The organism is Janibacter sp. CFPM2_SD2 (assembly GCF_057364645.1).
In genome coordinates, this window is record NZ_JBNFOF010000153.1 from 1 (window position 1) to 7,729 (window position 7,729).

Consider the following 7,729-nt stretch of genomic DNA (forward strand, 5'->3'; position numbering starts at 1 on the left):
CGTGGGCAGGGGCGCGGGCCAGGGTCGCGTGGACCTCGGCGGTCGCCCGGCCGAGCTCGCGGCCCGGGCGGTGAAGTCGGTGCCGTCGCCAGCCATCCGCAGGCACTCGCGCCACGCGTCCGTCGTGCCCTCGAGATACTCCTGGGCGAAGGCCAGCTGACCGACGTCCCTCCCTTCGCCATCGGGCCGCTGCCAGGCGCCGGCCACGTGACCGACGCTCGCGGGGACGAAGGGGGAGTGCGACGCGGCGAGTGCACCCTGGAGGGTGATGTCGGGGTTGTCGCCCGGGGAGAGGGTGCGGAAGACCTTGAGGATCACCGGGGCGCCCGTGCCGGGGGCCGGCTGCACGACGACCGAGGTGTTGGACTGCTCGCCGGTGAGCACCCGGCTCGAGGCGACGACCGGGTCGTCGGGCCACGCCGGGTGCGGTGCCCCGACGACGTCGGGGTCGACGGTGTCGGACACCGAGCCGGCCTGTGCTGCAACGCGCCCGCGGAGCAGCGCCATGAGCTGGGTGACGAAGACGGGGTCGTGCGGGGCGTCGTAGACCCACCGGTGGCCGAGGACGGAGTGCTCCATCTCGCCGACGAGCGCGGCCTCGCCGCCGGGCAGGGGAGCGCCGCGGTAGGTGAGCGGCACCTGGTGGACGGTCGGGCTCGGCCCGGACTCGTCAAGGACGACGATCACCTCGATGCCGACCTCGCCGGCCGGGTCGTCGAGGCGCCACGAGTCGAGACGGCGCAGGCGCGGGCGGCCCTGGCCGGGGAACCACCGCTGGTCGCCGACCCAGCCGGCGAGCAGCTCGAGCTTCGTCGGGACGAGGGTGGCGTCGTGGACGGTGGCCATCAGCGCCGCACCGAGACGATGTGCACCGGCTCGGCGTCGGGGCCGAGGCGCACATAGGTGGCCTGGCCCCACTCCCAGCGCGCGCCGGTCACGTGGTCCTCCACCTCGAAGCGCGCGTCGGGGTCGAGGCCGAGGGCGCCCATGTCGAGACGCAGGGTCGACTCGCGCGTGGTGTGCGGGTCGACGTTGGCGACGACGATGACGGTGTCGACGGTGCCGTCGTCGAGGGTGCGCGACTTCGAGTAGGCGATGAGGTTCTCGTCGTCGACGTGGTGGAAGGTCAGGTTGCGCAGCAGCTGCAGGCTCGGGTGCTGCCGACGGGCGCGGTTGAGCATCGTCAGCCAGCCGATGAGCGAGTCGCCGCGCTCGGCGACCTCGGCCCAGCGGCGGTCCTTGAGCTCGTACTTCTCGTTGTCGATCTGCTCCTCGGCGCCGGGGCGGGCGACGTGCTCCATGAGCTCGTAGCCGGCGTAGATGCCCCACGTCGGCACCATCGTCGCGGCGAGGGCGGCACGCACCTGCCAGGCGGCCCGCCCGCCGAACTGCATATAGGGCGTGAGGATGTCGTGCGTCGTCGGCCAGAAGCTCGGCCGCATGTAGGCCGCGGCCTCGCCGCTCACCTCGGTGCCGTACTCGACGAGCTCGGGCACGGTCGTGCGCCAGGCGAAGTAGGTGTAGCTCTGCTGGAAGCCGACCTTGGCCAGGGTGTGCATCATCGCCGGCTTGGTGAAAGCCTCGGAGAGCCAGATGACGTCGGGGTGGTCGACGGCGACATCGGCGATGAGCCACTGCCAGAACTCCACCGGCTTGGTGTGCGGGTTGTCGACGCGGAAGATCTTCACGCCGTGGTCGATCCACACCTGGACGACGCGACGGACCTCGGCGTAGATGCCGGCGGGGTCGTTGTCGAAGTTAACTGGGTAGATGTCCTGGTACTTCTTCGGCGGGTTCTCCGCGTAGGCGATGGTCCCGTCGGCGCGCGTCGTGAACCACTCGGGGTGCTCGGTGACCCACGGGTGGTCGGGGGAGCACTGCAGCGCGAGGTCGAGGGCGACCTCGAGGCCGAGCCCGGTGGCGTCGGCGACGAAGGCGTCGAAGTCCTCGAAGGTGCCCAGCTCGGGGTGGATCGCGTCGTGCCCGCCGTCGGGGGAGCCGATGGCATACGGCGAGCCGGGGTCGTCGGGCCCGGCCTCGAGGGTGTTGTTGGGCCCCTTGCGCGCGGTCGTGCCGATGGGGTGGATCGGCGTGAGGTAGACGACGTCGAAGCCCATCGCCGCGATCGCCGGCAGCCGCTGGGCCGCGGTGCGCAGCGTGCCCGTGACCCACCGCCCGGTCGCCTCGTCGAAGCGTGCCCCCTCGCTGCGGGGGAAGATCTCGTACCAGGACCCGAAGAGCGCCAGCTCGCGCTCGACGAGCAGCGGCAGGTCCGTGCTCGGGCTGACCAGCTCGCGCAGCGGGCGGGCCTCGAGCTCCGCGGCAGCGGGACCGGTCGTCACGAGGTGCAGCGCCGCGGTCGCCTGGTGACCCGTGAGGTCGCGCAGGACCGCCGCTGCCTGGCGAAGGGAGGTCCGCCCCCCTTCGTCACGGAAGGGCTCGGCCGCGGCCCGGTCGAGGACGATCGCCCCTTCCTCCCGCATGAGGTCGGCGTCGATGTCCGCCGGGATCTTGATGCCGGCGTCGTGCACCCACGTGCCCCACGGGTGCGACCAGCCCTCGACGCGGTAGTGCCACAGGCCCTCGCGGTCGGCCACGACCTCGGCCTCCCACAGGCTCAGGCCGGGGTTGGTGCAGGTCATCGGCAGGTGGCGCTCGGCGCCGTCGGGGTCGGTGAGCACGAGCGTGGCGCTCACCGCGTCGTGCCCCTCGCGGAAGACCTCGGCAGTGACGGTGAAGGGCTCGCCGACGACGGACTTCGCGGGGCGGGCGCCGTGGTCGACCACCGGACGCACCCCCCGTGACGGGGATGCGGCCGAGGGGGAACTGCGGCGGCCCGGAGACCGGCGTGCCGGTCGTCGGGGACGGGGCAACGGTGAAGTCGGTGCTCACCCCTGTGAAACTACCCGCCGCAGGGCGTCGACCCCAGCGGGGGGAGGTCATCGGTGTGGACTTGGCCACAACGGCTGGGAGGCGCAAAGATGGCCCGGGTGAAGGCCATCCGACGTTTCAGTGTCCGAACTGCCCTCCCCGAGCCGATCGCCGCCCTCGGCGACCTGGCCATGAACCTGCGCTGGAGTTGGCACTCGCCGACCCGCGCTCTCTTCGCCGGCATCGACCCCCAGCGGTGGGACACCGTGCACCACGATCCTGTTCGCATGCTCTCCGCCTTCTCGGCGAGCGAGCTCGACGCGCTGGCCGCGGACACCGACTTCGTCTCCCGCGTCGCCGCCGCCAAGGCCGACCTCGACGCCTACCTGTCCGCCCCGCGGTGGTTCCAGGAGGAGAGCGCGAAGGGTGACGCCCCCGCTTCGATCGCCTACTTCAGCCCCGAGTACGGCATCACCGCCGTGCTGCCGCAGTACTCCGGTGGCCTCGGCATCCTCGCCGGCGACCACCTCAAGGCGGCCTCCGACCTCGGCGTGCCGATCGTCGGCGTCGGTCTCTTCTACAAGACCGGCTACTTCAAGCAGAGCCTCAACGCCGACGGCTGGCAGCAGGAGACCTATCCCGTCGCCGACCCGCAGGGGCTGCCGCTGCACCTGCTGCGCGAGGCGGACGACACCCCCTGCGTCATCAGCGTCGGGATGCCCGGGGGCGGTCAGCTGCGCGCGCACGTGTGGCGCGCCCAGGTCGGCCGCGTGCCGCTGCTCCTGCTCGACTCCGACGTCCCCGGCAACGACGACGCGATGCGCGCGGTCACCGAGCGCCTCTACGGCGGCGGGGGTGAGCAGCGGCTCCAGCAGGAGATGCTCCTCGGCATCGGTGGTGTGCGTGCCCTGCGGCTGTGGTCGCGCCTCACCGGAGCACCCGAGCCGGAGGTCTTCCACACCAACGAGGGCCACGCCGGCTTCCTCGGCATCGAGCGGATCAGCGAGTTCACCCAGTCCGGAGGGATGAGCTTCGAGGAGGCGATGGAGGCCGCCCGGGCCGGCACCGTCTTCACGACGCACACCCCCGTGCCCGCCGGCATCGACCGCTTCGACGTCAGCCTGCTGGAGCGCTACTTCGGTGGTGCGCAGGAGCTGCCGGGCGTGCCGCTCGACAAGCTGCGGGCGCTCGGCGCCGAGACCTACGAGGGCGGCTCCGAGGGCATCTTCAACATGGCGGTCATGGGGCTGCGCCTCGCCGAGCGCGCCAACGGCGTCTCGCAGCTGCACGGGCACGTCTCCCGCGAGATGTTCGACGGGCTGTGGCCGGGGTTCGACGACTCGGAGGTGCCGATCACCTCGATCACCAACGGCGTGCACGCCCCGACCTGGGTCGACGACGCGGTCTTCGACGTCGCCGCCGAGCACCTCGGGGGCCGAGACGTCGAGGCCGGTGACCAGTGGTTGCAGATCGGGGACGTGCCCGGCGAGGCGATCTGGGCGGCCAAGGCCCAGATGCGCGCCCGGCTCGTCGAGGACGCCCGTGCCCGCCTGCGGGCGAGCTGGGGCAAGCGCGGGGCGACCGACGCCGAGCTCGGCTGGACCGACTCCGTCCTCGACCCCGACGTCCTGACGATCGGCTTCGCCCGCCGGGTGCCGACCTACAAGCGCCTCACCCTCATGCTGCGCGACCCCGAGCGGCTCAAGGCGCTGCTGCTCCACCCGGAGCGCCCGGTCCAGCTCGTCATCGCCGGCAAGTCGCACCCGGCCGACGAGACGGGCAAGCAGCTCATCCAGCAGATGGTCCGCTTCGCCGACGAGCACGACGTGCGCCACCGCATCGTCTTCCTGCCCAACTACGACATCGCGATGGCCCGCACCCTCTACCCGGGCTGCGACGTGTGGCTCAACAACCCGCTGCGCCCCTTCGAGGCCTGCGGCACCTCGGGCATGAAGGCCGCGCTCAACGGCGGGCTCAACCTCTCCATCCTCGACGGCTGGTGGGACGAGTGGTACGACGGCGACAACGGCTGGGCGATCCCCACCGCCGACGGTGTCGAGGACGAAGGGCGTCGCGACGACATCGAGGCCGCCGCGCTCTACGACCTCATCGAGACCCAGGTCGCGCCGCGCTTCTACGACGTCGACGAGCAGGGGCTGCCGCAGCACTGGCTGTCGATGCTGCGCCACACCCTCACCACCCTGGGGCCCAAGGTGCTCGCCACCCGGATGGTCCGCGACTACACCGAGCAGCTCTACGCCCCCGCGGCCGCGCACAACGCCCGGGTCAACGCCGACGACCACGCCGGCGCCCGCGCGCTCGCCGACTACAAGGCCCGGCGCCCCGCGCCGGCTGGTCGGCCGTGCACGTCGACCACGTCGAGGGCTCCGGCATCTCCGACAGCCCGCTCGTCGGCGAGCAGCTGAGCGTCGACGCCTACGTCGCCCTCGACGGCCTCGCGCCGCACGAGGTCGACGTGCAGGTCGTCGCCGGCCGCGTCGAGCTCGGCACCGACGACCTCGTCGACTGGGACGCCACGTCGCTGGGCTTCGTCGAGTCCTACGAGGACGGCAAGGCGAAGTTCTCCGGCCAGGTCCCCATCGAGCGCACCGGCCAGTTCGGCTGGACCGTGCGCGTGCTGCCCCGGCACGAGCTCATGGCCTTCCCGTCGAGCCTGGGGCTCGTCGCCAACGCCTGATCTTCGCCCCCCGCTGCTCAATACCCGCGGGGTCGCCTCGGGCGTCGCCGGCGCCTCTGGCGTCGCGGGCGAAGGGAGGGGTGGCCCTAAGGAAAAGTCCCGCCACCTGACGGATTCAGCCCACCTCGTCGGGTTGGGCGGGACTTTCCCATGAGTCGGGCCGACCCCTCCCTTCGTCCGCTCCTGGAGCGCGTTGGGTGGAGGTGGTGGCGTCCGGTTATGCGGTCGCTCATACCTCGACCCGCCTTCTCGCGGCGGTCAGGTCGTGTAGAGGCGCAGGCTGAGGGGGGTGAGGGTCTGCTGGCGGTCGGCGGAGCCCGAGTCGGCGTCCTGCGGGCGCTCCCAGGCGCTGTCCCACCTCAGGCGAAGGGGGCCGACGTCCGGGAGCGTGACGGCAGCCTCGGCGAGGCCCCCGTGCACCACGAGCAGCGCCGCGGGCTCGCCGGCGAGGTGCAGCTGCAGGGTCCGCCGCTCGTCCTGGGCCCAGGTCTCGTCGGTCATCGCGGCACCGGTCTCGTCGTACCAGCCGATGACGACTCGTCGTGGTCGCGCAGCACGGGGACCTCGCGCCGCAGCGCCGTGAGGTGGGCGGCGGTGGCGAGCAGGTCGCGCCGGGCGTCGTCGAGGTCCCAGTGCAGCCAGGTCATCTCGTTGTCCTGGCAGTAGGGGTTGTTGTTGCCGTCGTGGGTGCGGCCGATCTCGTCGCCGGAGGCGATCATCGGCACACCCGCCGACAGCAGCAGGGTGCCGAGCAGGTTGCGCACCGAGCGGCGGCGGGCGAGCGAGATGACGGCGTCGTCGGTGGGGCCCTCGGCGCCGTGGTTCCACGACCGGTTGTGGTCGTTGCCGTCGCGGTTGTCCTCGCCGTTGGCCTCGTTGTGCTTCGTGTCGTAGGCGACGAGGTCGGCCATGGTGAAGCCGTCGTGCGCGGTGACGAAGCCGACCGACGACAGGGGAGTGCGCTCGCCGAAGAGGTCGCGGCTGCCGACGAGCCGGGTGGCGATCTCGCGCACACCGGGGCCGCTCACCTCGCCGCGCGAGAGCGCCCCCGCGTCGGCGAGCCAGAAGTCGCGGGTCGCGTCGCGGAAGCGGTCATTCCACTCCGCCCACGCGCCGGGGAACTGCCCGGTGCGCCACCCGTCGGGCCCGAGGTCCCAGGGTTCGGCGACGTGCAGCACCCGCGAGAGCACCGGGTCCTCGCGCAGGGCGACGAGGAAGGGGTGGTCGGGGTCGTAGCCGAGGTCGTCACCGCGGCCGAGCGCGACGGCCAGGTCGTAGCGGAAGCCGTCGACGTGGACCTCCTCGACCCAGTAGCGCAGCGAGTCGAGCACCATCTCGAGCACGAGCGGCTCGGTGAGGTCGAGCGTGTTGCCGCAGCCGGTGACGTCGACGTCGTGCCCCTGCTCGTCGAGGCGGTACCAGGTCGCCGCGTCGAGCCCGCGCCACGAGAGGGTCGCGCCGCCGGTGCTCTGCTCGGCCGTGTGGTTGTAGACGACGTCGAGCAGCACCTCGATGCCGGCCGCGTGCAGCAGCTTGACCATGCCCTTGATCTCGCGCAGCACCTCGTGCGGGTCGGCGTCGCTGGCATAGGGCGCGTGCGGGGCGAAGAAGCCGAGCGTGTTGTAGCCCCAGTGGTTCGTCAGGCCGAGCTCGACGAGGTGCGGCTCGTCGGCAAAGGCGTGCACCGGCAGCAGCTCCACGGTCGTCACGCCGAGCCGCTGCAGGTGCTCGATGGTCACCGGGTGCGCCATGCCGGCGTAGGTGCCGCGCAGGTGCTCCGGCACGCCGTCGAGCAGCCGGGTCACCTCGCGCACGTGCGCCTCGTAGACCACCCGCTCGTCACGCGGGTGCGCCGGCGGGGCGTCGTCGCCCCAGTCAAAGGTCGTGTCGAGCACGACGTTGCGGGGGACGAAGGGGGCCGAGTCCAGCTCCGAGCGGACGGTCACGTCACCCTCGCCGGCCTCGTCGACGGCATGCCCGTAGACGGCCGGCTCGTAGGTCACGCGGCCCTCGACGGCGCGGCCCCACGGGTCGAGCAGCAGCTTCGCGGGGTTGTGACGGTGGCCGGCAGCCGGGTCCCACGGGCCGTCGGCCCGCAGCCCGTAGCGGGTGCCGGGGTGCACGTCGGGGACGAAGCCGCCCACCAGCCTCGCCGGCCGG

Annotated in this window: 4 protein-coding genes and 1 pseudogene; 1 reads left to right on the plus strand and 4 read right to left on the minus strand. The window is 72.4% G+C overall.

The window, feature by feature from the left end; translation table 11 throughout:
- Nucleotides 1–846: maltokinase N-terminal cap-like domain-containing protein (locus AC2W7J_RS13385; RefSeq protein ID WP_485982980.1), on the minus strand; the 846-nt coding region annotated here is incomplete at its 3' end.
- Nucleotides 846–2,786 (minus strand): alpha-1,4-glucan--maltose-1-phosphate maltosyltransferase, encoded by a 1,941-nt coding sequence (locus AC2W7J_RS13390; protein ID WP_485982982.1) that lies wholly within the window; start codon nt 2,784–2,786, stop codon nt 846–848. The genes AC2W7J_RS13385 and AC2W7J_RS13390, both read right to left, overlap by 1 nt.
- A 204-nt stretch (nt 2,787–2,990) precedes the next feature.
- On the opposite strand from AC2W7J_RS13390, the pseudogene glgP reads away from it, so the two are divergent.
- Nucleotides 2,991–5,569, plus strand: a pseudogene (gene glgP, locus AC2W7J_RS13395) (alpha-glucan family phosphorylase).
- Between the two features lie 258 nt (nt 5,570–5,827).
- On the opposite strand, the gene AC2W7J_RS13400 reads toward glgP, so the two are convergent.
- On the minus strand, nt 5,828–6,070 hold the full coding sequence (locus AC2W7J_RS13400) for a hypothetical protein (RefSeq protein WP_485982984.1): 243 nt from the start codon (nt 6,068–6,070) through the stop codon (nt 5,828–5,830).
- Nucleotides 6,067–7,729 (minus strand): glycogen debranching protein GlgX (glgX, locus tag AC2W7J_RS13405; protein ID WP_485982986.1); only part of this gene is annotated, 1,663 nt, incomplete at its 5' end. The genes AC2W7J_RS13400 and glgX, both read right to left, overlap by 4 nt.